14 protein-coding genes and 5 pseudogenes are annotated in these 23,180 nt (G+C 60.7%); 1 reads left to right on the top strand and 18 read right to left on the bottom strand.

Going from position 1 to position 23,180, the window contains the following annotated elements; all coding sequences use genetic code 11:
• Positions 1-13: 13 nt before the first annotated feature.
• The 6 genes and pseudogenes from LJU32_06975 to msbA all read right to left on the bottom strand — a co-directional run bounded on the left by LJU32_06975 (position 14) and on the right by msbA (position 7,411).
• Positions 14-700 (bottom strand): hypothetical protein, encoded by a 687-nt coding sequence (locus LJU32_06975; GenBank protein WKV90011.1) that lies wholly within the window; start codon positions 698-700, stop codon positions 14-16.
• Complete coding sequence (locus tag LJU32_06970; protein ID WKV90010.1) at positions 701-1,675, bottom strand: glycosyltransferase; 975 nt, start codon at positions 1,673-1,675, stop codon at positions 701-703.
• 130 nt (positions 1,676-1,805) lie between these two features.
• Entirely contained in the window at positions 1,806-3,227 is a 1,422-nt protein-coding gene (hldE, locus tag LJU32_06965; GenBank protein WKV90009.1) for a bifunctional D-glycero-beta-D-manno-heptose-7-phosphate kinase/D-glycero-beta-D-manno-heptose 1-phosphate adenylyltransferase HldE, read from the bottom strand.
• A 70-nt stretch (positions 3,228-3,297) separates the two neighbouring features.
• A pseudogene (locus tag LJU32_06960) lies at positions 3,298-4,691 on the bottom strand (PIG-L family deacetylase).
• A gap of 4 nt (positions 4,692-4,695) precedes the next feature.
• Positions 4,696-5,591: pseudogene (locus tag LJU32_06955) on the bottom strand (antimicrobial resistance protein Mig-14).
• A complete protein-coding gene (gene msbA / locus LJU32_06950; protein WKV90008.1) occupies positions 5,585-7,411 on the bottom strand; it encodes a lipid A export permease/ATP-binding protein MsbA in 1,827 nt (608 codons plus the stop codon). Before msbA ends, LJU32_06955 begins: the two are co-directional and overlap by 7 nt.
• 125 nt (positions 7,412-7,536) lie before the next feature.
• Between msbA and LJU32_06945 the strand changes: the two genes are divergently transcribed.
• Entirely contained in the window at positions 7,537-8,190 is a 654-nt protein-coding gene (locus LJU32_06945; protein WKV90007.1) for a lipopolysaccharide kinase InaA family protein, read from the top strand.
• Between the two features lie 3 nt (positions 8,191-8,193).
• Here LJU32_06945 and LJU32_06940 read toward each other — a convergent pair whose 3' ends face one another.
• The 12 genes and pseudogenes from LJU32_06940 to glnE form a co-directional block, all read right to left on the bottom strand.
• Entirely contained in the window at positions 8,194-9,654 is a 1,461-nt protein-coding gene (locus tag LJU32_06940) for a hypothetical protein (GenBank protein WKV90006.1), read from the bottom strand.
• Positions 9,655-9,702: 48 nt separating this feature from the next.
• Positions 9,703-10,611, bottom strand: a complete 909-nt coding sequence (locus LJU32_06935; protein ID WKV90005.1) for a glycosyltransferase family 2 protein — start codon at positions 10,609-10,611, stop codon at positions 9,703-9,705.
• Positions 10,604-12,358 carry a carbamoyltransferase gene (locus tag LJU32_06930; GenBank protein WKV90004.1) on the bottom strand — a complete coding sequence of 585 codons (1,755 nt, stop codon included), beginning with the start codon at positions 12,356-12,358 and terminating at the stop codon, positions 10,604-10,606. The genes LJU32_06935 and LJU32_06930 overlap by 8 nt, the downstream gene beginning before the upstream one ends.
• Before the next feature lie 172 nt (positions 12,359-12,530).
• Positions 12,531-12,866 (bottom strand): YceK/YidQ family lipoprotein, encoded by a 336-nt coding sequence (locus LJU32_06925; GenBank protein WKV90003.1) that lies wholly within the window; start codon positions 12,864-12,866, stop codon positions 12,531-12,533.
• A 174-nt stretch (positions 12,867-13,040) separates the two neighbouring features.
• Positions 13,041-14,490, bottom strand: a pseudogene (locus LJU32_06920) (serine/threonine protein kinase).
• On the bottom strand, positions 14,490-15,242 hold the full coding sequence (locus LJU32_06915) for a lipopolysaccharide kinase InaA family protein (protein WKV90002.1): 753 nt from the start codon (positions 15,240-15,242) through the stop codon (positions 14,490-14,492). The pseudogene LJU32_06920 and the gene LJU32_06915 overlap by 1 nt, the downstream one beginning before the upstream one ends.
• Entirely contained in the window at positions 15,235-15,972 is a 738-nt protein-coding gene (locus tag LJU32_06910; protein ID WKV90001.1) for a heptose kinase, read from the bottom strand. Before LJU32_06910 ends, LJU32_06915 begins: the two co-directional genes overlap by 8 nt.
• A pseudogene (rfaP, locus tag LJU32_06905) lies at positions 15,972-16,776 on the bottom strand (lipopolysaccharide core heptose(I) kinase RfaP). The gene LJU32_06910 and the pseudogene rfaP overlap by 1 nt, the downstream one beginning before the upstream one ends.
• Positions 16,776-17,897 carry a glycosyltransferase family 4 protein gene (locus tag LJU32_06900; GenBank protein ID WKV90000.1) on the bottom strand — a complete coding sequence of 374 codons (1,122 nt, stop codon included), beginning with the start codon at positions 17,895-17,897 and terminating at the stop codon, positions 16,776-16,778. Before LJU32_06900 ends, rfaP begins: the two are co-directional and overlap by 1 nt.
• Positions 17,897-18,957 (bottom strand): annotated as a pseudogene (rfaC, locus tag LJU32_06895) (lipopolysaccharide heptosyltransferase RfaC). The gene LJU32_06900 and the pseudogene rfaC overlap by 1 nt, the downstream one beginning before the upstream one ends.
• Before the next feature lies 1 nt (position 18,958).
• Entirely contained in the window at positions 18,959-19,993 is a 1,035-nt protein-coding gene (gene waaF / locus LJU32_06890; protein WKV89999.1) for a lipopolysaccharide heptosyltransferase II, read from the bottom strand.
• A gap of 175 nt (positions 19,994-20,168) precedes the next feature.
• Entirely contained in the window at positions 20,169-23,108 is a 2,940-nt protein-coding gene (gene glnE / locus LJU32_06885) for a bifunctional [glutamate--ammonia ligase]-adenylyl-L-tyrosine phosphorylase/[glutamate--ammonia-ligase] adenylyltransferase (protein WKV89998.1), read from the bottom strand.
• Between the last annotated feature and the right edge of the window lie 72 nt (positions 23,109-23,180).

The following is a 23,180-nucleotide window of genomic DNA, read 5'->3' as shown; positions in this document are numbered from 1 at the left end:
ACTGCGGCGTGGTTTATTTGCGTTTGAACAGTTTCTGCCACCAGCGTCGGGGTTTCAGCGGCACGACAATGACATTGGACTTTTGCAACCAGTCCCGCTCGTAATCCCAGGCATGGCCACCCCACAGTTTCCCCGCTTCGTTGGAGAAACCCAGGGTCATCAGCTGATAGGTATAACCGAGATGCCCGCGCAGCCAGTCGAGCAGCACCAGCGTGTTGAAGCCAGTGGAGGGGCCGACGTAGCGCTTGCCGCCCGGGCGGTCGACCGGGTAGTTCCACAGCGGCGGCAACGGTATGCGATCCCAGTACATCGCCACGCGCGGCATCGGGCACATCGGCGCTGCGCAACCCACGAGCATGGTGAAGCAGCGCTCGCCCGCGCGGTCGAACAGTCGCTGTACGTCCTGGTTGCCGGGCAGCCCGAAGAAATAGGCGTCGGGCGCGTTGTAGCCGTGCACGAAGAGATTGACGCTTTGCTCGTTGAGCAGCGACGCCTTGATGCAGTGATTGAAACTGACGACGACGTCATCAGCGCCGATATTCAGCGCTGCGAAATCTGCTGCGGTAATCGCGGGATTATTAGCGATCAATACCACCCGCGCCGCACGGCTGAGGCATTCGCGCAGGGCTTCGGGCAAAGCCTGCAAAACCGACTGGTCACCACCGGGCAGCGCATCCAGCGCCATGTATTCGTCCGTCATTCAGGCCGGCACCTTCATGCCGTAACGCAGCTTGACCCAGAACCGAGTGAAAGCCGACGGTGGCTGCCATGGACGCATCTCGCGCTGGATGGCCTCGGCGAGTGCCTGACCGACCCGCGCAAACGAATAGCGACTCTCGGCAAACGCCTGGCCGTTGCTGGCGATGCGTTGCGCCAGCTCGGGGTCGTCCTGCAGCATCTTGATTTTCGCCACCGCCTCGTCTGCGCTGCGATAGAACACGGTGTTGTGCATGTCTTCGAAACCAAGCAAGCGGTCTTCCTCGCCCTGGCTCCAGGCCAGCAGCACACAGCCGCACGCCATAGCTTCGAAGTTCTTGATCATGAACTCGTTCATGCCGATATCGGCGCTGACGAAGATTTTGATGCGATTGAGCGTTTCGAGGTATTCCACACCCGATTTGGTGCGAGTCACGAGCATGCCGGTACGCTGCGAAAGGGATTCGAGCATGGCCTTGCGCTCGGCGTACTCAGTGCTTTTCAGGCTGCCGAGGAAGCCGATCGGGATGTCGCGCTCGACGCCGGTGTTGTGCAGCATCTGCTCGTCGTAGCCTTTGGAGACGAACACCGTATCGATGCCTTCCGCCAGCATCTTGCGCGCGACAACAGCGCCGGACACCAAGGCCCGGCAGCTCGGCAAACGGCTATACAGGCGCGAATACACGCCGCGGTATTTACTGGCGGGCATGTAGTTCTGGTAGGCATCGTGCTCGAGAAAGACCAGCCCGGGAATGCACTTGAGCACCCGCAGTTGCGGGGCCAGACGCTTGACCCGGGAGAAAATCACCACGCGGTCAAAGGTCTGGTAATCGACCGAAGCCAGAAAAACGCCGAGGTTCATCTGCTGCTGTTTGCTCAGACGATAGATGAAACACTCATCGCAGTTCTGCTGAACGATGTCGTAGAGCCGGTCAAGTATGACCCGTTGCTCGTCCATCACCAGAAGCATGACTTTCATAGATTAGTCGACCACGTAACATAGGCGGGCAAGCGCAGCGGATTCAAACCTGCCTACATCAACGGAAACGGTGAAATCCCCAAGGCAAAATCCGTTCACACGCGGTACACAACGGCAAAAACTCATCTGATCAGCGACTGCGTATTTTTTCGACAATCGCGGTCGTCGAGCTGTTTTCCACCAGCCCCAACACTTTCACGGTACCGCCATAAGCGGTGACGATATCAGCACCGACAACCTGATCGATGCCGTAATCGCCGCCCTTGACCAGCACATCAGGCTTGACCTCGCGCAGCAGGTTCTCAGGCGTACCTTCCGGGAAACTGATGACCCAATCCACCGCACCGAGGCCCGCCAGAACAGCCATGCGCCGGTCGACACTGTTGATCGGGCGACCAGGGCCTTTCAGGCGACTGACCGAGGCATCGTCGTTGACCGCGACAATCAGTCGATCGCCTTGCGCTCGTGCCTGCTCAAGATAAGTCACATGGCCGGCGTGCAGGATGTCGAAGCAGCCGTTGGTGAAGACAATTCGTTCGTTATGCGCACGGGCGTCGGCAACGGCCAGCACCAATTGCTCAAGACCCAGCACACCACGCTCGGAGCCTTCCTCGCGCTGAATGGCGCGACGCAGCTCCGGGGCGCTGATCGCTGCGGTACCCAGCTTGCCGACGACAATGCCCGCCGCCAGATTGGCCAGCGCCACCGCGTGCGGCAGTTCTTCGCCAGCCGCTATGGCCGCTGCCAACGTGGAAATCACCGTATCGCCTGCACCGGTCACATCGAAGACTTCCCGGGCACGGGCAGGCAAATGCAGTGCTGGATGATCGGGCCGTAACAGCGTCATGCCGTGTTCGCCACGGGTGACCAGCAGCGCCCCGAGATCGAGATCATGCATCAGCGCTGCGCCCTTGCTGACGAGTTCGTGTTCGTCAACGCAACCGCCGACGATGGCTTCGAATTCGCTCAGGTTCGGCGTGATCAGGCTGGCGCCACGATAGATGGAAAAATCCTTGCCCTTCGGATCGGCCAGTACCGGAATGTTTTTCGCCCGTGCCGCCTGAATCAGCGCCTGATGATTTTTCAGCGCGCCTTTGCCGTAATCGGAAAGGACCAGCACCTTGATGCCCTCAAGCAGGTCGTCGACCTGCGAGCCAAGTGCCAACGCGTCGGTGGCAAAGGGTTCTTCGAAGTCGATACGCAGCAATTGCTGGTGCCGACTCATGACCCGCAGCTTGACGATGGTGGGCTGGTGCGCGATGCGCTGGAACAATGCGCGTACGCCGGCCCCCTTGAGACTGTTGCTCAGGCTGTCGGCGGCTTCGTCATCGCCGGTCACGCCGACCAGCGATGCCGGCGCACCCAGCGCGGCAATGTTCAAGGCAACGTTCGCGGCACCGCCCGGGCGGTCTTCGATCTGCTCGACCTTGACCACCGGCACTGGCGCCTCAGGGGAAATCCGTGAGGTTCCGCCATGCCAGTAACGGTCGAGCATGACATCGCCGACCACCAAGACAGGGGCTTGATCGAAACGCGGCATGGACAACTTCATGGAGCAACCCACATACAAAATGAACAGGGGCGCGATATTAACACAGGGTAAAGCGCCGTCCGCCTCAATCTCAAAGGTCGCGGACCCAGAACAGTTCGTGGCGGCGAACAGCCTTGCGGAAAAACTCGTTACTGCCTGTGACAGGCCAGCGACGTCCAGCAAGCACCTGTTGAATGACGCGACGCAACTGCCGCTTGAATCCGAGCGGGCCCTGCAGGTCATGCTCCATGGCCAGCGCCATGGCCTTGTCCAGCTGCACGTCCGCTGACAGCAGCGGACTCCACAAACGGTCGGTCGGCAACGGTTCGATCGCCGGCGGCAGTGCAATACCGCCACCGGCCGGGCCCATTGGCCAACGATCATTGTCATGCAGATGGTTGGCGTACATCAGCAAGGTCGACGGCTGCCACGTACTGGCGGCGATGGCTTCCAGCAGGGCACGGGTGGAAGCGACGTGATCGCTGTGCGGGTCCAGTTCGGGATGCGGAGTGACGACGACTTCGGGGCGAAAGTGCTCGAGCAATTGCCGTAAATCGCCGACCAGATTGATCCAGGTCGGCGCGCCATCGACATCGCCCGGCAGGTCGAACGGATTGTGCTGACGGACAGTGCGCACATCATTTTCGCCGGATTCGCGCGAGCCGAATGAGGTGTTCGGCTCTTCGGCCATCGCTGGCAATTGCAGGCAGTAATAGCCCAGCTGTACACAACGACTGGCCGGCACCCCGCCCCACAACGGAATACTCAGGCTGTCCCAACTGCGCAGGCGACCTTTCAAACGAGCCGCCTGAGCCTTGTCCAGACCCAGTCGCTGAAAATCTTCGGCTTCGATTTCGCCCTGGGTCAGGGTGACGATGCTTGCTTCTTCGCCGCGACTGTAGAGCCCGAACGCTGCAAGCTCGGCATCATCGGCGTGGGGCGCGATGACCATGACCCGTTGCTGCGCGTAATCGGGATTGCTCATGACCCACAACGTGCCGCTGGAACTCAGCGTGCAATGCCGACCACGCACTGTCAGTGCGCTTTCGCCAAGCGCTGCGGCTTGCCCGGAGAGATTGAGAAAGCGCCGCCCACCGACGCCACGCTCGAAATCCTGGCGATCATTACCCAACTCGACATAGGGATCGCGCCAGCGGCCCAGCCACGTCGCTTTGATCTGAAGTTCCAGCAGCAGCGTTTCACCCGGCGCCAGCGGCTCGCTCAGATGTACGACTCCGCCATCCAGCTTCACGCTTTGCCGCGCTGTATCGCCGGGAAACTGGTACTGATAGTCGTCGCTTGCGCGATAGAAGAGGTGGTCGGCAAACCACGCTTCGTGCGCCCCCACGCCAACACCAGTAGCACCGGCACCAGCCACCAGCCCAGCCCGAAACCGGCCGCCACCAGGACGATCAGGAACGCGATGAGGAACAAGCGCTTGCTGCGCCGATGCGCCTTGAGGAGCTGTTGCTTGCGAGCAGTCATGGCTTCAGACCTTGTAGACGGGCACCGTGTGGCACCAGCGATCCTTGTATTCACGGTCGGCACGGCCGAACGAATAGCGCAGCGTCTTGCCCAGTGCCTGAGCATCCGCCCAGGCCTGCTGGGTGTTGACGAAGCTCAGCACGCTGCCGGGGCTGAACTCACGGCTTTGCGGATCGACGCCGCCGTTGACGTATTCCAGCGATACCCATTGCGGCGCTTCGACACGGTAGAGGATCTGAATTGCCACTGGCGCCGACTCAAGCATGACCACTGAACCGGTCATGAACTCGCGCAAGAGCGTGAAGACCTCGACCAACCCGGCCTTGCCGGGCACCTCGAACCCCAGCGACGCTGGAACAGATCACCGTAAGCGGCGGCCTGCTCCTGTGGCGTCAAGTCGGCCATCGGAATCAGCGCACCACCCGCCTCTTCCAGCAGGCGCTGTTCGCGACGCTGGTTGTAGCGAAACTTCTTCGAGTAATCCTCGGGCAGCCGCGCCAGTGCCAGGCCTTCGGGCTGGGCGCGCAGGGTGCTGATCTGCTCGGCGTTGAGTTGCGACACGTAAGCCATGCGCTGGCGAACCGGAACCACGGCATCCGCAGCAATCGGCAGAATCACTTCGGCGTTGCCCATGTCCAGCAGCCCGCGCTTGCCCTCGCGCTTGAGCACTTCCTTGGACAGCGCGGCATGTTTTCCCCAGCAAGCAACAGCCGCGACGACTTCGCCGTCAACGATCCAGCCCAAATAATGCAGCTGGATGCCGACAAATGCCGACAGCCGCTCCACCACATCGGGATGCGTGGCAAAACTGCCACCGAAGCGCTGCCAAGCCTGTGCGTAGGCCGCCTGATCGATCTGGCTCCAGCCGCGCTCCCGCCAAGCGCGAAACGCCGTCAGCATAGGTCGGTCACATGGGTCGGCTGCGGCTCGTCGCCTTCTTCGAATTCCTTCGCATGCAAGCGTGCGTAATAGCCATTTTGCGCGAGAAGCTGGGCATGAGTGCCGCGTTCGACAATCTTGCCGTCATCCATGACCAGAATCAGATCAGCCTTTTCGATCGTGCTCAAACGGTGAGCGATGACCAGCGTCGTGCGGTTCTGCACCACATGATCGAGAGCCGCCTGGATATGCCGTTCCGACTCGGTATCGAGGGCCGAGGTGGCCTCATCGAGAATCAACAGCGGCGCGTCCTTGAGCAATGCACGTGCGATGGCGATGCGCTGACGCTGTCCACCGGACAGCAACACACCATTTTCGCCGACCAGGGTTTCATAGCCCTGCGGCATCTTGACGATGAACTCATCGGCGTAGGCTTCGGTGGCCGCGCGTTTGACCTCATCGAACGGCGCCCCCGCCAGGTCGCCGTAAGCGATGTTGTTGGTCACCGTGTCGTTGAACAGCGTGACCTGTTGGGTCACGAGGGCTATCTGCCGACGGAGGCTGCGAAGGGTCAGGTCCTGCACCTGCACATCATCGAGCAGAATCTGCCCATGTTCCTGCTCGTGCTGGTAGAAACGCGGAATCAGACCGGCCAAGGTCGACTTGCCACTGCCGGAACGACCGACCAGCGCGACCATTTGTCCTGGTTCGACGACGAAACTGATGTCATCAAGGACTTTCTTCTCACTGTCGGGATAACTGAAGCTGAGGTTGCGCACTTCGAGGCGACCTTGCAGACGGTCGCGCTCGACCGTGCCGTGATCGACTTCCGCCGGCTCGTCCAGCTGCTCGAAAATGCTCTCGGCACCGGCCACGCCCTTCTGGATCGTCGAGCTGACTTCCGAGAGCTGACGAATCGGTTTTGGCAGCAGGCCGGCCATGGTGATGTAGGCCACCAGATCACCAGGCGATGCATCACCGCGAAGGTACAGGACCAGAAACATCACCACCGCCATGGCGCTATAGGTCACCAATTGCAGCATCGGTGTATACACCGCGCCGGTCTTGGTCATGGTCAGTTGCTTGTCGGTGTTGCTTTGGCTGGCGTCGTGAAAGCGAACCTTTTCGTAGGTTTCGCCACCAAAGCTGCGCACCACGCGGTAACCATGAATCGTCTCGGACGCCACATGCGTGACGTTGCCCATCGACACCTGAATCTTTTTGCTCTGCTTGCGGAATTTCTTGCTGGTGCTGTTCACCATCAGACCGATCACCGGCAGGATGGCGACCATCACCAGGGTCAACTTCCAGTTCATCCACAACAGGGTGCAGAACAGGAAAATCACGGTCATGCCTTCGCGGATCACCACTTTGATCGCGTCGGTGGCGGCGCCGGTGACCATCGTCACGTTGAAGGTGATACGGGAAATCAGGTGACCAGAGTTGTTCTTGTCGAAATAGCTGTTGGGCAGATCGAGCAGCTTGTTGAACAGGACCACACGCAGGTCATGCACCAGCCCCAGCGAAACCCGCGCCAGAAAGTAGTTGCCCAGATACGAGCCGACGCCTTGCCACACGGCAATCAGCACGATCAACAACGGCACACTCTCGAGCAATTGCAACTTGCCAAGGTAAGGATTGCCGGGGAACAGACTGGCCTCGGGATTGGCCAGACCGTCGACGAAATATTTGAGGATGTAGGCGAGCATCGGTTGGGTCGATGCGAAGATCAGGAAGCCGACGATACTCAGGATGAACAAGCCGGCGTAGGGACGCACGTAAGCCAAGAGGCGGAAATAGATCGCCAGCGTTGACTGGGCTTTCGGTTCAGGACTGCTCATGGGAATCCGCGTAAATCAGTGAGGCGGCGATGATATCACAGGCCCTTTTGCGCCGATAAACATCGCCGGACGCCAGCCTTTGGCCAAGTCGGTTAAGATAGCCGGCTCACGATGGGGAGTCAGGCATGCAATCGATTGATCACAGCACTTACGAGGCACTGCGCAAGGGCGCTCAGGTACTCGAAGCCGACGGTTCCGGCGACAAGGTGCTCAGGTTGGCCGACGGTCGCATGCTCAAGCTATTCCGCCGCAAGCGCTTGTTGAGTTCAGCGCTGTTCTTTCCCTACGCCCAGCGCTTCGCCAACAACACCAAGGCGTTGCAGCAGCGCGGCATTCTCTGCCCCGATGTGATCGCGGTTTATCGTATTCCAAGCATTCAGCGCGATGGCGTGTATTACGCACCACTGGCGGGCGAGACCGTACGGCAATTGCAGGGCACGCCCGAAGAAACCGAGACGTTGCGCGCTCAGTTGGGCGCGTTCATTGCGCAACTGCACGAAAAAGGCGTGTATTTCCGGTCCCTGCACTTCGGTAATGTCGTGCAGACGCCGCAGAATCAGCTCGGGTTGATCGACATCGCCGACCTGCGCTGCCAGAGGCGCGCTCTGAGCGACAGCAAGCGACTGCGCAACTTCGCCCATTTGCTGCGCTACAAACAAGACCGGCAATGGCTGCTCGGCGACGACGCCGGGCACACCTTCCTGGAAGGTTATCGCCAGGCGTTGCCGAGCAAGCGGCAGGCTGCGCTGATCGAACGCCTGCGCCTGCTGCTCGATTGAGCCTTACTTGCCGATCACCAGAATCGTCGCACCCTTGCGATTGGCGAAGCGCTCAATGATGCGCATCTTGTGCGCCACCAGCCACTCGCCCAGCCACGGCTCATCGCCTTTGCCTTCGATCAGGAAATAGCGATAGTCATCGGCGTGCTCCGGCGACATCGCCTGTTCACGCGTGAGCGTCGGCAGGACATAACCCCGCCCCGCGTAATAGCTGATGCGACCGTCTTCGAACCAGGCGCTGGCCTCAGGCTCAACGTGCGCGGACATCCAGCGCCCGGCGGCCACGTAATGGGTCTTGCCAGCGCCAGTCGAAATCACATTCGACAGCATCACCAGCAACGCTGCCACGACCAGCACTTTGGTCCAGCGCGGAAACTGCCGGGCAAATGCCGCCAGCCCCATCGCCAGTACCGGTACGAACAGCAAATTCAGGAAACTCAGATACCGGGCGTTCATGAACTGCTGCTTGATGAAAAACAGCATCAGCACGACGAGATACAGCAGTGCTGCCCAGGCGAACGGACGATAGTCACGCCAGTAAACACCCAAGACTCCCCAGTTGCGACGCAGGACAAATGGCGCAGCGAACGGCCCCATCAGCTTGACGAAGGTGATCATCATCGTCGCCAGCAGCCCGAAGAACACGATGCGCCCGGCTTCATCCTGGGAGTACTTGTTGATCAGCGAGTTGCCAAACTGTTCAGACAGCATCTGAAACGACTTGTAGACGCCCTGCGGTGCAATCATGTCCAGATACAGGAGGAAGCGTGCCGACATGAAAAATCCGAAGGCCGATGCAACCAGCAGCCCCACCACCGGCAACAGAGCAAACTGCAGCAAACGCGCGCGCTGACCGGAGCGCCACAGCCCCGGCAACTGCCACAGCCCCAGCGCTGGCAATAAAAGCAATGCCTCCAGCCGGAACAGCGCTGCGGCCACGATAGCCAAGTGAATCAGGCCGGCTCTGAGCCAGCCGCCCAAGGCTTGCCAACGCAGCGCCTGCCATAACGCCAGCGTGCAGAAAAACCAGAAACCGCATTCACGGATGATGTCATTTCGAAAGGAATTGACCGCGGGCATTGCCAGCACAACCAGGCATGCCCACCCGGCAAGTTGTGGCGAACGTCGGCGAATACAATCGACCATCAGGGCACTGGTGCCGGCGAAAAACAGACCGCACCAGAGATAGGCGCTCAACTCCAACGGCAACCACAGAAAGCGATGGGTCAGGGCCAGAAGAATAGAGAACCACGGCCAGTCGAAATGCACCCAGGCCACGTCGGCCCCGTGCAAGACAACCTCATGGGCGATATCGATGTACAGCGCGGCATCGCGACCGACCGTTGCGGTACCCCACACGGCGATCAGTGAAAGGAGAATGCTTGCCCAGAACGCGACACTGACCGGTCGCTCATTGATTACCCGAGCTGCCTTGATCACCCACTTGTTATCCGTACCTTTCACCCAGCCCCTCAACATCACGCGCCACAGGTACGCCAAAAAACAACAGATTTATCGGAACAGCAGGCGCAAGGCTTTGCGCATGTAAGACCAACGCCCGAGAATGCGCCAATCGGCGCGTAGCGCCTGCATGTAGAATGCTTTCGCCAATGCGTATTCGCCATGCGAATAGCAATCTCGAAACAATGACAGGCATCGTTGAGCGAGATATGCCTGACGCAAATCGTGAAATTCTCGCGGCATCCGCTGACTGGAAAAAACTTCAGCAACCACCTGCTCGGTACCAGCTGCCAGGCTCTGGCGCAAATCATGGCGCATGCTGTCGGCGTGCTTGTAAATGAGTGCCAGTGGCTGTTCGATCACCGTGCAGGGAAAGCGCGCCAGCACTTGCGCAAATACCGGTAAATCCTCAACGTTGCGCAGATGCTCGGGATAGTTGCCCGGCGCGAATACATCACGATGCATTGCGCAAGCCCCGTTGGAGATCGACACCGTCTTGTCCAGCAAATAGCCTCTGACCCGCTGGCGCAACGTTGCCGGCAGTGGTTTGACAGCCTGCAGGCTGCGCTTGCCACCGGAGAAGATTGACCAATGAGCGCCGATGATCATCCGCGTTTCAGGGTAACTGGCGATGTGTTGCGATAACGCCGCCAGTGCCCCGGAAGCCATCTCGTCATCTGCGTCGAGAAAAACCAGAAATTGCCCGACGGTTTCCTCGATCCCGCGATTGCGCACTGAAGACAGTCCGCCATTGCTTTGGCGTATGGCACGAAAACGCCCGGGGTGCTCTGCCAGCAACGCTTGTACAACCTCAGGCGTCGCGTCAGTGGAACCGTCATCGATAACCAGCAGATCCGCCGTCGCTTCATGCAACTGCGCCAGCACCGACTCCACAGCCCGAGGCAGCGAACTGGCGTAGTTGTACGCGGGGATCACGACGCTGATCAGTGTTTCAGTCAAGACCGTTTCCTTGCACGCCGTCTTTGACGACAAGAATATCTTCCATGATCAGATATTGCAGGTCAGAACCAAAAAACATATTCAGCGCATCGGTCGGCGAGCAGATCATCGGTTCGCCTCGACGGTTGAGCGAAGTGTTCAGCGATACGCCGTTGCCGGTCAGGTCTTCCAGCGCCTTCATCATGTCGTAGTAGCGCGGATTGTATTCACGCTTGAGCACCTGGGCGCGGGAGGTGCCGTCTTCATGGACAACTTCCGGCACGCGGGCTTTCCATTCTTCGGCGACTTCGAAGGTGAAAGTCATGAACGGCGCCGGGTGATCGATCTTGATCATATGCGGCGCGACGGTGTCGAGCATCGACGGGCAGAAAGGCCTCCAGCGCTCGCGGAACTTGATCTGGTGGTTGATTCGATCAGCCACACCGGGAATGCTCGGGCAACCGATGATCGAACGGCCGCCAAGTGCACGCGGACCGAATTCCATCCGGCCCTGGAACCAGGCCACCGGATTGCCTTCAACCATGATTCTGGCAATCTCTTGCGGCATGTTGTCGAGCTTGCGCCAGGTCGGCTTGTTCTCATGACGGGCGCACGCAGCGATCACATCTTCGTTGCTGTAGGACGGGCCGAGGTAGACGTGTTCCATCTTCTCGACCGGTACGCCACGGGCGTGCGACACGTAAGCGGCAGCGCCGACCGCAGTGCCGGCATCGCCGGACGCAGGCTGCACGAACAACTCCTTGATGTCGTCGCGGGCGATGATTTTCTGGTTCAGCTTGACGTTCAACGCACAGCCACCGGCGAAAGCCAGTTTGCCGGTTTCCTTGAGTACGTCGCCCAGGTAGTAGTCGATCATCTGCAGCGCGAGCTTCTCGAACAGCGCTTGCATGCTCGCGGCGTAGTGGATGTACGGCTCGTCGGCGATGTCGCCTTCGCGCTTCGGACCCAGCCACTCGATCAGCTTCGGCGAGAAGTAGAAGCCTTTGCCCTTTTCTTTATAACGACGCAGGCCGATCACGTTGGCGTAGTCGGTGTTGATCACCAGCTCGCCATTTTCGAACGAGGCCAGACGCGAGAAATCATATTTGCTGGCATCGCCGTACGGCGCCATGCCCATGACCTTGAACTCACCGTCGAGCATCTCGAAACCGAGGAACTCGGTGATCGCACCGTACAGGCCGCCGAGGGAATCCGGGTCGAAGAATTCCTTGATCTTGTGAATCTTGCCGTTTTCGCCATAGCCGAAGAAAGTCGTGGCGTATTCGCCCTTGCCATCGATGCCGAGAATCGCGGTTTTCTCTTTGAAACCCGAGCAGTGATAGGCGCTGGAAGCGTGTGCCAGGTGGTGCTCGACCGGCTCGATCTTGATTTTCTTCGGATCGAAGCCCAGTTGCTCGAGGCACCAGACGATCTTGTTGCGATAGCGCTTGTAGCGACGGTTGCCCATCAGGATTGCATCGAGAGCGCGATCCGGGGCGTACCAATAGCGCTTGGCGTAGTGCCAGCGGGCCTTGCCAAACAGGCTGATCGGGGCGAATGGAATTGCCACCACGTCAACGTCGGATGGCTTGATGCCAGCTTGCTCGAGGCAGAATTTCGCCGATTCGTAGGGCATGCGGTTCTTTGCATGTTTATCGCGTACGAAGCGCTCCTCTTCAGCCGCCGCGACCAGCTTGCCGTCGATGTACAAGGCTGCGGAAGGATCATGGCTAAGGGCGCCGGACAGGCCAAGAATCGTCAATGCCACAGGGGTCTAGCCTCTTTAGTCTGCATGCAGGCGCGATGCGCCTTGAGTATTGATGTGCCTTCGCACAGGGCGAGTGGCAGCTAAAGGGCGGGATTATAGCGTAAACATGACGGGAATTACCTTGTGCGAATTGTCACCTGCGCGAATGGGCCGATTCAACGGACCGAACGACTCAATAGCCGTCTCTGCGCCAGTAAATACTCAGGTTTGAGTCGGCGACCTGGCGATAAATCGTATAGGGCAGCGACAGCGTATCGAACACGGCGGACAGCGGAAGATCAAGCAACACAAAGGGCGCCAGCATGCCCGTCGGATCGGGCGGCGCATTCAACGTGCAAAAATCGAAGGCCAGGCCACTGTATACGCGCGGAATCGATTGGCAGTAGGTCTTCTTCTTGCGCAAGTCACGGGCAGCATCGGCGTCGTCCTGCAATACGGTCGAGACACTGCCACAGCCTGAGAGAACCCAGGAAAGAACGCCCAGCGTCACCAGTTTTTTCATGCTCAAGATTCGCCCTCCAGAATCGACAGGCAAATTAGCATCGAGGCCGAGCAGGGCACAGTTCATGGCTTCTGGAGAAGCTGTAGGACAAGTCGCTGTGTTTTGTCCGTTACTGCCCGCAGACTCGGATCCGCAGGGGACCGAGTCCCTCGCCGGAAGCGGCCTGCTCACGAAATGGAGTCACCCCGCGCTCGAGACATCTTTCGGCAGGCGCTGATCAATGACGCGGTACAACGCACTGCCTGGCGGCCAGTTGCGCATGAAACGCGCGCGATCCCGGGCGTAGGCCGGGGCAAAGCTGCTGACAGAGCCGTGCTGGCACATCGAGTCGAGGTCGATCAAAGCCCAGCGATCCGCCTGCCAGAACAGGTTGTGGCCCTTGAAATCGCCATGACTGATGCGCTCGGCAATCAACCGGGCAAACAGCTGATCCAGTGCCTGCAACTCGGCTTCTGGTGCCTCGCCATTCTCCACGTAAGGCGTGAAGCGCTCGATTATGTCTGGCCCCGGCAGGAATTCCGTGACCAGATAGGCACTGCGGCGCAGCCACAAAACCGCTTTTCCAGTACCGCCAGCGGTTTCGGCGTGGCGATACCAAGGAAGGCCAGGCGATTGCCTTCGCGCCACGAATGCCAGGCCCGACTCGGGCGCCAGAAGCGCTTGAGCCAGTGGGCAAAGCCCTTGATGTTGTAGCGCTTGATCACCAGCGTGCGGCCGCCTGTCTCGACTCGGCCGACGCTGGCCGCGCCGCCGGTCTTGTACAGATGCCCCCGATCAAGCAAGGCGTCGGCCTGTTCGAGCACCGGCAGCATGGCGGTTTCTTCTTCGCGGCGAATGGCGCGCAAGGCGAATGCGCCGCGGTGAACCGCGAACAAGGTGCAGTCGCGGCCGACCTTGATCAGATAATCTCTGAGGCGCCAGCTACGGACCTTGTCGATCTGCTTTTGCAATGCCTCCAGCGGCAACGCATGCTCGCTGTTGCTCAACAGGTAATAGACCAGCAACTCTTCGGTGAACGGCTCCAGTGACTTGGGCAACTGGGCGAAAAACACCCCGAGGTTTTCCAGCACTTTCTGCCGGGACAATGGCTGCCCCGCCGTTTCCGCACGCACTCCGGCACCATCGATCAGATACAGCTGGCCACCGTGACGCAGCAGATTGTCCAGGTGCAAGTCTTCCTGCCAGAGCCCCTCTGGTGCAGCCTGCCGATGGCATCGAGCGCTTCAGCCAGCACGGCGGTTTGCTCATCGGCCAACACAGGCAGCGACTCGACCTTCGCCCAGGCATCACCGAGGCTTTCGGCGTCTTCGAGAAATTCAAACAGCAGCCAGCCGCCCTCGCCGTCTTCCAGCCCATCGGCCAACAGCAGCGGCGTGGTCAGGCCCTGCGCAGCGAGTAGCCGCACGCCATCCAGCTCACGCTGAAAATGCCGGGCAGCCTTGCTGCCGACCAACAACTTGGCCAGTACCGGCCGACCGCGCCATACCCCGGCACCGACGTAGCGCTGCCCGGGCAGCACCCGCAAAAGGCTCAGCAACTGCAAATCCGCAGCCCCGGCTGCATCCGCCAGAGTCACAGTCAGCGGCAACGAGGGTGAGCGCCCGGATCGGGCCAGTTCGGACAAGCGCATCAGCGGGTCTCCTTGTGACTGCGCCGTGCCGTCAGCCGATCGAGCCAGCGGTCGAGCAGCGAACTGTCAGTCGGCTGATCAAGATAGGCCGCGAGCAACTGGCGCAAGTCCGCCTCGCTCCACTGCGGCGAACGGCGCTGCAACGGCTCCAGATCCCTGACCCGATCACGCGCGCCGAACAGCAGCGGCCGGGTCTTTTCCAGATCAATCAGTTGCGCCTCGAAACCGTCGCCAGTGGCGCGCAGAAAAATATGCTTGGGATAAAAACAGCCATGCACCTGACGCATGCCGTGCAGACGCCGCGCCAGCAATCCGCAGGCCTTGAGAATCGCCGAATGTTGCGCGGCACTGAGTTGAGCCCAGCGTTCAAGCAACGAATCCAGATCGCTCCAGCCGTCCAGTGCGCGGGTCAGCAAAATGGCGCGCACTTCCCCATCAACCTTGCGCTCACCGAAAAACGCGGCCTGCAATGCCGGGATGCCAAGCTTGCGATAGCGGCTGATATTGCGGAACTCGCGGGCAAAGCTCGGCTCGCCAAGCGGTGCATGCAAGGTGCGGGTCAGATAGTTGCTCTGGCGCTTGAGGTAATAACCCTGGCCTTCCAGGTTCAGGCGGAACACGCTGCTCCAGCCGCCGCCAGAAGTGTTGGGCTCATCCACCGCTTCCAGCTGTTTGGCCCACAGCGCGTCGAAAGTGCCGAGACCGTGGCGCTCCAGCAGCGCACGGTCCTGCTCGGCAATAAAATCAGTCATTCACGTCCCTCAAAAATCTCACCACGTGCCGAATCCGTTTCTTGTCGGCGCCATCGAGCCGATCGCACTGGCGGTACTGCTTATAGAAACGCAGGCGTTGGGTATTGGACAGGTGATATTTGGCCAGCTTGTCGAGACAGGCCAGGTCCTTGGTGATCCGGTACTTGAGCCAGAAGCCGCGCCAGAACTCACCGTTGGGGCAGTCGATGAGAAAGATACGCGCCTGATCGTCGATCAACAGGTTGCGCCATTTCAGGTCGTTATGGGTAAAGCGGTGATCATGCATGGTCCGGGTATAACCGGCCAGTTGCCGGCTGACACCGTCGACCCAGGCGCGATCCTTGAGTTTGGGATCCTTGCGCTCGGCCAGCGCGGAGAGGTCTTCAGTGTTGGGCAATTCGCGAGTGATCATGGCGCCACGATCATAAGCCGCACCACGTCGTTCCAGCCCCCAGGCGACCACTTCGGCGGTAGGGATGCCCCACTTGGCGAAGCGCTTGAGGTTCTGCCACTCCATCTTCACCCGCGGCTTGCCGAGGTAGCGACGCAGGCCCTTACCGGCGCCGACGTAGCGCTTGACGTAATAGTTGACGCCGGCGCGCTGCACGCGAATGACCTCCGAGAGCGGGTCGCGAGTCAGGCGTTCACCCTGCAACGCAAATACGGCGTCGAGGCTGCCAAACTCTTCGGCGAGTTCGCTGTACTGCGGCTCAAGCGTCCAGCCCGCCATCAGAGCGCATCCCCGTAACGCTGCTTGCGTTCGTAGAGCTTGTCGGCCTTGCCTTGCAGCCAGTTCAGCAGCGGCGCCTCTTCTGCCAGAATCTGCCGCAGCGGTTGCTGGAAATAACCCTTGAGGAAACGCAGCTTGTCGCGGCGAGTCAGGCCGATGTCCAGCGCGGAGAAATACAGCGCCGCCAGATCCTTGTTGCGCCAGCGCTGAGTGATTTTCGCGCGGGTCTGGGCACGGTGCAGATCGATCACCGAGAGTTTGAAATCCTGCGGCGTCACCGGTTTGTCGGTGTGCAGCAGGAAGTGGCAGATGTAGCAGTCGCGGTGGTTGACCCCGGCGCGGTGCATCATGCCGGTCATCCGCGCCACTTCGGCAATCAATGCGCGCTTGAGTGTTGGCTCGGGGGTGCTTGACCCAGTCGATGCTGAAGTCTTCCAGGCTGATGGTCGGCGCCAGTTCTTCGGTGACGATGAACGAATGCTGATCCGCCGGGTTGCTGCCCTTCTCGCCGTAGGCGACGGCGGTCATGGTCGGCACGCCGACTTCCTGCAGGCGCTGAATGGCTTTCCACTCTTGCCCGGCGCCGAGCACCGGCAGCTTGGCGGTCAGCAGGTTCTTGAGGATTTCGCCCCAGCCGATGCCACGGTGGATCTTGACGAAAAAGCCATGGCCGTCGACTTCCGTGCGCAATGTCCGGCGTGCTTCCAGCTCGCGGTATACCTCGCCCTGCAAGCCTTCGACTGCGGCGAACGGGTCGCGTCCGGCCCAAAGGCTTTTGAACGGTTCAGCCAGCATCAACTTCATTAAGCGTGCTCCGCCAGAATCACATCCGCCGCATGCTGCGGCATGCTGTAGAGGTCGGCCGTCTCGGCGAAGGCCAGACCGTTGCGGCTCCAGGCCGCACGTGCAGCGTCATTGCTCAACATCTCGGTAAGGTATTGCGTCAGCTGCGCCTGCTCGAACGGCTCGTCCAGCACTCGCCCGGCGTCGGCCTCGGCAATGTAATGGGCGTATCCGCAGACCGCGCTGACCAGCACCGGCAAACCGGCCACCAACGCTTCAAGCAGCACGGTACCGGTGTTTTCGTTGTAGGCCGGGTGAATCAACAGGTCGGCGCCGAGCAGAAAACGCGGGATATCGCTGCGCCCTTTGAGAAAGGTCACGTTGTCACCCAGGCCCAGCGTCGCACTCTGCATCTGGAACAATTTGGGGTCATCCTGGCCGATTACAAACAGCCGGGTGCGTTTGCGCAATTCGGCGGGCAGTGCGGCCAGCGCTTTGAGGCTGCGATCGACACCCTTGGTCTTGAAGCCGGAGCCGATCTGCACCAGCAGCAGCTCGTCGTCCTTGAGATTGAATTCAGCGCGGAAACCGGCGCGAATTTCATCAGCATTCGCCGGACGTCGACGATCCTGGGCGATGCCCGGCGGCAGCAGATGGAAGCGCTCAAGCGGCGTGTCGTAGTGCTTGATGAACAGTGGTTGCTGCACTTCGGAAATCATCAGCACTTCGGTCTTCGCGTCTTTGGCGAACACCGCGCGCTCGTATTCGGCGAAGTGGCGATAGCGGCCCCAGCGGCGATACAGCGAGTTGCGCAGGTTCTGCGCCTTGTCTTCGAAGCAGCCATCAGCCGCGTAGTACACGTCCAGGCCCGGCATCTTGTTGAAGCCGATCAGGCGATCGACCGGACGTTTGGCCAGATCCGCTGCCATCCACGCGCTGAGTTTCTCGTTGCGACGGTGATTGAAGAACGCCTTGACCGGCGCCACCAGCACTTCAAAACCCGGCGGTACGTCGCCTTCCCAGATCAGCGTGTAGACGCGAATCTGATGGCCACGCTTCTGGCATTCGAGGGCGATGCGCATGAAGTCGCGCTGCAAGCCACCGAACGGGAAATATTTGTACAGGACGAATGCCAATTGCATCAGCGCAGCTCCTCAGCCATCAACAACGTGCTCAGTCGGCTGGCGACACGCTCGGGATTTACACGCGTGAAGCACAAAGGCTGCTCGCGTTTCAGGTCAAACTGACGGGCATCCTGCTCGGTCGGTTGGTAGGTGCATTTTTCTGCATGCAGGGCGCGCACGGGAAGTCGCTGGCCAGATGAATCTGCAGCTTGCCGTAGGCGCCAGTCAGGCCCGGGTTGGTCGGGCCGAACAGCGAAATGGTCGGCACGTCCAGCGCAGCGGCCAAGTGGCCGAGACCGGTGTCCACCGCCACACAAGCCTGCGCGCCGGCGAGAACTTTGCCGACGCCGGCCAGATTGAGCTTCGGCAGCACTTCGGCATGTTTGAAGCCGGCAGCGATGCGCTCGGCGCGGGCTTTTTCCTGTGGGTTGCCCCACGGCAACTTCACGCCAACGCCGAGGTAGCCGACCCGCTCGGTCAGCTCGCGCCAGTAGATTTCCGGCCAGTGCTTGGTGTCCCAAGTGGTGCCGTGGAGGAACACCACGTAGGCATTCTTGCGCGGCAACTCGACCAGCCGCTCGACGTTGAGGCCGTAATCACCGAGGCCTTTGGGCAAGTCGTAACCCAGCGCGATGGCGAACAACTGGCGCACGCGCTCGACGGCATGTTGGCCACGGGCGACAGCGAGTTTGCGATTGTAGAAGCGCGCAGCCATCGGCTCGCGAGCGGAGGTTTTATCGAGGCCGGCCACCGGGGCTTTGACGTAGCGGGTCAGCCAGGCGCTTTTCAGCAAGCCTTGAGCGTCGATCACCAGGTCGTATTTATTCGCGCGCACGCTTTGCTTGAAGCGTTTCCACTCGCCGCTGGTGATGGTGTTCCACAGATTCTTGCGCCAGCGGCGGATGGCCACCGGAATTACCTTATCGACCGCCGGGTGCCAGCTCGGAATCTCGGCGAAGCCTTCTTCCACCACCCAGTCGAACTTGATGCCCGGGATCGCGCGGGCGGCGTCGGTCAGCGCTGGCAACGCGTGAATCACGTCGCCCAGCGATGAAGTCTTGATCAGCAATACCCGCAAGTTAATGAACCTCGATCACGGAGCCCTGCAACTTCTGCAAGGCATCGTTGACCGCGTCCGGCATCAGCTGACGCAGGCAGTTGTAATGGCCAAAACGGCAGGTGCGATCGAAGCAAGGGCTGCATTCGATGCCCAGGCGCACGATCTCGACCTGCTCGGCCAGCGGCGGGGTGAAGCCCGGCGAGGTCGAGCCATAGACCGCGACCAGCGGGCGATTCAATGCCGCAGCGACGTGCATCAGGCCGGAATCGTTAGAGACAACCGAATCAGCACAGGACAGCAGGTCGATGGCCTCGGCCAAAGAAGTGCCGCCGCTGAGGTTGACCGATTCTTCGCGCAGGCCCGGGATCAGCCGGGCACGAATGTCCTCGCCGACCGCGTGATCGTTTTTCGAGCCGAACAGCCACACCTGCCAGCCCTCGCGAATGCGCGCTTCGGCGACCTTGGCGTAGTGCTCGGACGGCCAGCGCTTGGATTCGCCGAACTCGGCGCCAGGGCACAGGGCCAGGACCGGGCGATCGAGGCTCAGGCCGAATTTGGCCAAAGCGGCTTCGCGGGTGACCGGGTCAATTTGCAGGCTCGGGCGCGGATACGGCTTCGGCAACTCAGCGTTCGCTTCATAGGCCAAGGCCATGAAGCGCTCGATCATCAGCGGATAGCGTTGTTTGTCGAGGGTACGCACGTCGTTGAGCAGGCCATAGCGGAATTCGCCGCGCCAACCGGTACGTTTCGGGATGCCGGCAAAAAATGGCACCAGTGCCGATTTCAGCGAATTGGGCAGCAGGATCGCCTGATCGTACTGGCCGCGCAGGGATTTGCCGATGCGCCGACGCGTCGCCAGTTCCAGCGCGCCGTGGCCGAGCGGGAAGCTCAAGGCCTTGCGCACTTCGGGCATGCGTTCGAGGATCGGCCGGCTCCATTCGGGCGCCAGCACGTCGATTGCGCATTGCGGGTGGCGCTGTTTGAGACACTGAAACAGTGTCTGCGCCATCACCATGTCACCGACCCAACTGGGCCCAACGATCAGAATATTCATGTGGTTTCCAAAAACGAACCGGGGAGGCATTTACGCCTCCCCGCCTCGATAATCATTGTGGAAGCGGCGCTGCTGGCGATGGGTCATTTCCTTCAACATGACTGTCGACTGTCACTCCGCTATCGCGCGCAGGCTCACTCCTACAGGGTTTTGCATCCGGCCATACATCTGTGGTTCAGCTTAGCCCCAACTCTTTCCAGATCCGCAACACCTGTTGCCGCTCTTCGACAAACTGATCCCCGGCTATCACCCCGGCGTCCTTCTGCAAGGCCTGCCGGTGGGCGGCGGAGCGGTAGGCCTTGTAGGCCTCGCGCAACAGACTGGCATCTTCGGCGGGCATCAGCCCTTCGTGCTCCAGCTCTTCCAGAATGCGGATGTTATCGGTCCAGCGCAGCAGTGGCGGATGGCTGTGTGACCACGCCAGGGCCGCGTATTGCACCATAAATTCAATATCGACGATACCTCCGGCGTCCTGCTTGAGATCGAACGGCACGCCCGCGTCGAACGCATTCGCCGCCGTGCCGGCCGCGGTGCTGCGGGTGCCGAGGTTGTCGCGCATCTTGGCACGCATCTCGCTGACTTCCTGCTGCAGTTTGGCCAAATCCCGAGGCTTGCCCAGCACCTGCGCGCGGACTTTCTCGAAGGCCTGGCCAACATCCTGGCTGCCCACCAGCACCCGCGCGCGCACCAAAGCCTGATGCTCCCACGTCCAGGCTTCATTTTCCTGATAGCGAGCGAACGCGCCGAGAGAACTCACCAGCAGCCCGGAAGCGCCGGACGGACGCAGGCGCATATCCACTTCATAGAGCTGGCCGGAGTTGGTCTGCGCCGTGAGCAGGTGAATGATCCGCTGCCCCAGACGCGTGAAGAACTGCGCGCCGTCGATGGATTTCGGCCCATCGGTTTCCGCCTGCGGATCGCCGTCATGGATGAACACCAGATCCAGATCGGAACCATGCCCCAGTTCGATACCGCCGACTTTGCCATAACCGACAATGATGAAGCCGGGATCGCACAGCGTGCCGTCGGTGCGCAGCGGCGTGCCGTACTTGGCCACGGTCTGCCGCCAGGCCAGGGCGAGCACCTGTTCGAGAATCGCTTCGGCCAGCCAGGTCAGGTAATCGCTGACTTTCATCAGCGGCAGGCTGCCTGCAATTTCCGAGGCGGCGACGCGCAAGCGGTGCGCCAGTTTGAAGTGGCGCAGGGCTTCCATTTGCTGCTCGAGGTCGTCTTCGGGAATTCGCGTCAGGCGTTCGCGCAACTCGGCCGCCAGTTCCGGCGCCAGCGGCGGCTTGAACAGCCGACCTTCGTTGAGCAATTCGTCGAGCAGCAGCGGGAAGCGCGTGATCTGCTCGGCAATCCACGGGCTCGCCGCACACAGGGTCAGCAGGCGGCGCAGCGCACCGGGGTTTTCCGTGAGCAACACCAGATACGCCGAGCGCCGCGCCACCGCTTCCACCAGCGGCAGCACGCGCTCGAGTACCAGATCGGGATTGTCATGCTCCACTGCTTGCGCAAGCAGTCGCGGAATGAACGCATCCAGACGTTCGCGTCCCAGCCGCTGCATCGCGCGCAGTTGCGGACTGCCGCGCAAACCGGCCAGCGCTTTCAGGGCTTTGCCGGCATCGACGAAACCGCCTTCCTGCAACTGCCGGCACGCGGCCTCTTCGTCCTGTTCTTCCTCCCACAGCGGCAGCCACTCACCACCGACCACCACTTCGCTTTCGCTGCCCTCTTCCTCATCGGGATCGGCGATCACCTGGGCGAAATGCCAGGCCACGCGCCCGCGCCAGTACATCAGTTGTTCATGGAACGCCGACCAATCGGCGAAGCCCAGCATGAAGGCTATCCGCGCCTGATCCTGAGCGCTGTCCGGCAGCATCTGCGTCTGGCGGTCGGCAATCGCTTGAATGGCATGTTCGGTGTAACGCAGAAACTCGTAACCCTCGCGCAATTCGCTGACCACCGCCGGCGGCAGATAGCCTTGCCCTTCCAGCGTGCTCAGCACCTTTAATAGAGGACGCTGTTGCAGGCTCAGGTCGCGGCCACCATGGATCAGTTGAAAGGCCTGAGCGATGAACTCGACCTCACGAATGCCGCCGGAACCGAGCTTGATGTTGTCGGCCATGCCCTTGCGCCGCACTTCCTGCTGGATCAACTGCTTCATGGTGCGCAGCGCTTCGATCGCCGAGAAGTCCAGATAGCGCCTATAAACGAACGGCCGGAGCATATCGAGCAACTGCGCGCCGGCCACCTGATCGCCAGCCACCACCCGCGCCTTGATCATCGCGTAGCGTTCCCAGTCGCGGCCCTGATCCTGGTAATACTGCTCCAGCGCGTTGAAGCTGAGCACCAGCGCACCGGACGATCCGTATGGGCGCAGGCGCATGTCGACACGGAAAACAAAGCCGTCGACCGTCATCGGGTCGAGTGCCTTGATCAGACGCTGGCCGAGGCGGATGAAGAATTCCTGATTATCCAGCGAGCGTTTCACGCCGACGGTTTCGCCGCCTTCGGGGTAGGCGAAGATCAGGTCGATGTCGGAAGACAGATTCAGCTCGACCGCGCCGAGCTTGCCCATGCCGAGGATGACCATCTGCTGCGGCTCACCACTGCGCCGACCGGTCGGCGTGCCGAATTGCTCGCAATGACGGCTGTAAAGCCATTGATAAGCCTGATCGATGGTGGCGTCGGCCATGTCCGAGAGGTCGCGGCAGGTCTGCACCAGATCGGCCTGGCGGGTCAGGTCGCGCCAGATGATCCGCACCTGATGGCGTGCGCGTTGGCGACGCAAGGCGCGGCCGAGTTCGTCTTCGCTCTGCGCGGTGTTCACGGCGGCGGCGATCTGTGCGCGCAACTCGCCGGGCGCAAAGGGCCGATCGAGTTCGCCGGACGCCACCAGCGCCAGCAACATCAAAGGGTCACGAATGCTCTGTTCAATGACAAATTCGCTGGCAGCGCTGACGCGGGCGAATTGCGCCCAGCGCTCCGGCGTCCAGCTCGACAGGCCGTGATCGTCTTCAAGGGCGGCGACGGACGTACGGAACGACTGCTCGGATCGGCTGACCAACGGCAGGAGAATGGCGGGCAGTTCGGCAAGCACGGGCAGGGTCATGGTCTATCCTTGATCGGCGTATAAAGGGCCGCTTGTAGTGAATGATGAAAACCCGCTACGTGAAGGACTGTC

Origin of the sequence: Pseudomonas sp. B21_DOA, from assembly GCA_030544685.1 — a bacterium.
Taxonomy (GTDB): Bacteria; Pseudomonadota; Gammaproteobacteria; order Pseudomonadales; family Pseudomonadaceae; genus Aquipseudomonas; species Aquipseudomonas fluorescens_AO.
Note: the sequence above shows the minus strand (reverse complement) of the source record. Positions and strands in the feature narration are given on the sequence as shown.

Bases quoted from the DNA above. Each gene is read 5' to 3' on its own strand.
- glnE (WKV89998.1), bottom strand. From the start codon at position 23,108: ATGACCCTGCCCGTGCTTGCCGAACTGCCCGCCATTCTCCTGCCGTTG.
- LJU32_06900 (WKV90000.1), bottom strand. From the start codon at position 17,897: ATGCAATTGGCATTCGTCCTGTACAAATATTTCCCGTTCGGTGGCTTG.
- LJU32_06975 (WKV90011.1), bottom strand. From the start codon at position 700: ATGACGGACGAATACATGGCGCTGGATGCGCTGCCCGGTGGTGACCAG.
- LJU32_06910 (WKV90001.1), bottom strand. From the start codon at position 15,972: ATGGCGGGCTGGACGCTTGAGCCGCAGTACAGCGAACTCGCCGAAGAG.
- waaF (WKV89999.1), bottom strand. From the start codon at position 19,993: ATGAATATTCTGATCGTTGGGCCCAGTTGGGTCGGTGACATGGTGATG.
- msbA (WKV90008.1), bottom strand. From the start codon at position 7,411: ATGAGCAGTCCTGAACCGAAAGCCCAGTCAACGCTGGCGATCTATTTC.
- LJU32_06915 (WKV90002.1), bottom strand. From the start codon at position 15,242: ATGACTGATTTTATTGCCGAGCAGGACCGTGCGCTGCTGGAGCGCCAC.
- LJU32_06970 (WKV90010.1), bottom strand. From the start codon at position 1,675: ATGAAAGTCATGCTTCTGGTGATGGACGAGCAACGGGTCATACTTGAC.
- LJU32_06945 (WKV90007.1), top strand. From the start codon at position 7,537: ATGCAATCGATTGATCACAGCACTTACGAGGCACTGCGCAAGGGCGCT.
- hldE (WKV90009.1), bottom strand. From the start codon at position 3,227: ATGAAGTTGTCCATGCCGCGTTTCGATCAAGCCCCTGTCTTGGTGGTC.